The organism is Trebonia sp., assembly GCF_049794275.1.
Classification (GTDB): domain Bacteria; phylum Actinomycetota; class Actinomycetes; order Streptosporangiales; family Streptosporangiaceae; genus Trebonia.
The window spans coordinates 1-3443 of sequence record NZ_JBARCR010000111.1 but is presented as its reverse complement, the minus strand read 5'-3'; the positions used below and the strand labels follow the sequence as shown (position 1 = coordinate 3443).

Genomic DNA, 3443 nt, shown 5'->3' with positions numbered 1-3443 from the left:
GCGGTGCGGGCCCTGCGCGGCGCCCGCACCGCACCGTCGGTCCCGCGACCGCGGGGTAAACCTTGACACGTCGGTCGGCGCCGGGGCCGCCTCGCTGCGCGGGCTGGGAACCTGCTGCTGCTGCGCGGCTGCCTCTGCGGCTGCCTGTGCGTTGCGATCGGCCTTCGCCTCGGCCTTGGCCTCGGCCTTCTTCCGGTGCGGGCCGATCACCATGATCATGTTCCGCCCGTCCTGCTTCGGCGCTGACTCGACGAAGCCAAGCTCGTTGACGTCGTCGGCCAGCTTCTGCAGCAGGCGGAATCCGAGTTCCGGCCGGGACTGCTCACGTCCACGGAACATGATCGTCACCTTGACCTTGTCCCCTGCCTTCAGGAAGCGCTCGACGTGGCCCTTCTTGGTGCCGTAGTCGTGCGGGTCGATCTTCGGGCGGAGCTTGATCTCCTTGACGATCGTCTGGGTCTGGTTCTTGCGGGATTCCCTCGCCTTGACCGCAGACTCGTACTTGAACTTTCCGTAGTCCATGAGCTTCGCGACCGGGGGTCGCGCGGTCGGGGCAACCTCGACCAGATCGAGGTCAGCCTCCTGCGCGAGCCGGAGCGCCTCGTTAATGGAGACGATCCCGATCTGCTCGCCCTTCGACCCGACAAGCCGGACCTCCGGAGAGCGGATGCGCTCGTTGATACGCGTTTCGACGCTGATGTGACCTCCACGGGCTCTTTTGTCGCCGCCGGCCTTTCCGGCGGCTTCTGCCGCGACCACTCGCCCGGAAGGAAAAAGCCCCGCCAGGCGCAGTGCGCCGCGGGGCAACCACAACAACGGCGTCGCGAGCGACGTCGTACCGTTAGCCTGTTACCGCAGGTCACGCACTATGTGCGTGCCCGCCCAACCGGCCACGGCCAGACCCGCCGCCCCGAAGGCCGGCTAGGTGGGAGATGGTCCTCCGCTTGCGCGCCCGGCACTCGCATGAGTACCGGACTGGTCAGCAGCCAACAGTAACAGCACTTGGCGGGTTTGTGGTATTCCCGCCACCGTCAGTCATGCGTTCCGCCGTCGCGGGTTAGCCGACCACCCGGTTGCGGAAGCTGCGGATGCCAAGGTAGCCGAACACCGCGGTGCCGCCGACCAGGGCGAGCATGATCGCCCAGAGTGGCATGTGGCCGATGCTCGGCGTCAGCGCCGCCCGCAGCCCCTCGGTCATGTAGACCATCGGGTTGATCAGCACGAGGATCTGCAGCCAGCGGATCACGTGCAGCGCCGACCACGGGTAGTACACACAGCCGAGCATGGTGAGCGGCAGCAGCACGACCGCGAAGACCATCTGCATCTTGCGCGGGTCGACCACCGTGCCCAGCCACAGGCCCATCGACGCGGTCAGCGTCGAGGAGAACACCATCACCGCCGCGAGCAGGAACCAGCTGGTCACGTCGATGTGCGGGCCCTGCCCGGGAGCGTGCACCCAGTACACGACGGGGAAGACGATCGCCGCGCCGATGAACGCCTGGATCGCGCCGGCGGTGATCTTCTGGATGGCCAGCACCCGGATCGGGACCGGCGCCAGGGCCCGGTCCTCGATGGTGCGCTGCCAGGAGAACTCCATCACCAGCGGCATGGTGGTGCCGAACATGCCCTGCATGAGGAACATCGAGCCCATCAGGCCGGGCACCAGGATGGTGGAGAAGGTCAGGCCGGACGCCGCCGCCGCCCCGGTCCCGAAGCCGCTGCCGATCTTGGGCAGCACGTAGGCGAAGACGAACGCGAACAGCAGCGGCTGCATGACCGCGCGGATGAAGGTGGACGGCGCGTTCCTGCCGAGCACCCGGAACTCGCGCGCCATCATCGCGCCGAACGTCTTCAGCAGCGTCGGATGCGGCACCGGCGCGTCGGTGATCAGCCGGGCGATGGACGACCCGACCTGGGCGCCGTCGCCGGACGCGGTTCCGATGCCGGCCGGCTGGGTGGTGGTGGCCATCGTTTCTACTCCCGGTACTCGCGGCCGGTCAGGGCAAGGAAGGCGGTTTCCAGGCTCGGCTTGGCCTCGGTGGCATCGCGGACGTGCAGGCCGCTGGCGGCGCCGATGTTCACCAGGTCGCCGAGCAGGCCCTCGGGGTCGCCGCTGAACACGCGGATCTGGTCGCCGTCGGTCTCCACCCTGGTGACGCCGGGACGGTCGGCCAGCCCGGCCCGCTCGGCGAGGCCGTCAGGCACTGGCTGCTCGTAGCGGACGGTCACGATCGTTTCCGCGCCCGCGTCGGCCAGCAGTTTGCCCAGCGTTCCCTCGGCCAGGATCTTGCCGTGGTCGACCACCGCGATCCGGTCGCAGAGCGCCTCCGCCTCTTCCATGTAGTGGGTGGTGAGCAGGATCGTCTGGCCCTGGGCGTGCAGCACCTTGAGGATGTCCCACAGGTTCACCCGGGTCTGCGGATCGAGGCCCGCCGTCGGCTCGTCGAGGAACAGCACGTCGGGCTGGTGCACCAGGGCCCTGGCGATCATCAGGCGGCGGCCCTGGCCGCCGGACAGCTGGTCGGCCATCGCGTTCTTCCGGTCGCTGAGGCCGAACGCGTCGATGAGCTGGGCGGCTCGCCTGGCCGCGACCGCCTTGGACAGGCCGAAGAACCGGCTGCGGAACTCCAGGTTCTCCGCCACCGTGAGCTGCATGTCGAGCGTGTTGTTCTGGGTGACGACGCCGATCCGGCGCTTGACCGCCACCGGCTGCCTGGTGACGTCGTGGCCGGCCACCCAGGCCCGGCCGCCGGTGGGGTGCACCAGCGTGGTGAGCATGCCGATGGTGGTGGACTTGCCGGCGCCGTTCGGGCCGAGGAGACCGAAGAACTCGCCTTGCGGGATGTCCAGGTCGATGCCGCGCACCGCCTCGACGTCGCCGCGGGAACTCTTGTAGGTCTTGCGCAGGTCCTCGGTCCTGATCGCCGCTTTGGCGGCCGGCGGCCCGGCCGGCACGGAATTCCTGCCGTTCGCGGTGGCGGTGATCACCGGCCGCGCTCCTCTCGCATCAGGTGGCCGAGGTGGCCGATCATCTGGATGAAGAACCTCCGCACGACAGCCTCGTCGGCCTCGTCGGCGAAGTCGAATGCTTTTCGCCACTGGGGGGCGGCCTGGGACACGTAGTAGGTGATGACGGCCCGGCCCTGGTCGGTGAGGTACAGCCGGACGATGCGCCGGTCGGCCTCGTCCGGCTTGCGCTCGACGAAACCGTCCCTGGCGAGGGTGTTGACCACCGCGGTCACGGTACCTGGGCTGGACCAGGCGCGGTCCGCGACCTCGCTGGACTTCAGGCCGTCCTCGTCCATGAGCACCCGGAGCACGCCGAGCCCGGCCAGGCTGACCTTGAGCCCGGCGGCCTGCACGGTGCACTGACCGTAGGCGCCCATGAGCTTGGTAGCGGTGAGCAGCAGCGCTTGCAGCGGGGCGTCCTCGGGAAACCGCTC

The 3443-nt window shown here is 68.9% G+C and carries 3 protein-coding genes and 1 pseudogene; all 4 read right to left on the bottom strand.

All coding sequences use genetic code 11. From position 1 onward, the window contains the following. Window positions 1-186: 186 nt before the first annotated feature. Window positions 187-699 (bottom strand): annotated as a pseudogene (gene infC / locus WA805_RS02910) (translation initiation factor IF-3); the annotation flags it as partial. Window positions 700-1057: 358 nt separating this feature from the next. Further along, window positions 1058-1969, bottom strand: coding sequence for an ABC transporter permease (locus WA805_RS02905; protein WP_425241586.1), 912 nt, complete (start codon window positions 1967-1969; stop codon window positions 1058-1060). Window positions 1970-1974: 5 nt separating this feature from the next. After that, window positions 1975-2988 (bottom strand): ABC transporter ATP-binding protein, encoded by a 1014-nt coding sequence (locus WA805_RS02900; protein WP_425239504.1) that lies wholly within the window; start codon window positions 2986-2988, stop codon window positions 1975-1977. Then, the coding region (locus WA805_RS02895) for a MarR family winged helix-turn-helix transcriptional regulator (RefSeq protein WP_425241585.1) at window positions 2985-3443 on the bottom strand (459 nt) is incomplete at its 5' end. The genes WA805_RS02895 and WA805_RS02900, both read right to left, overlap by 4 nt.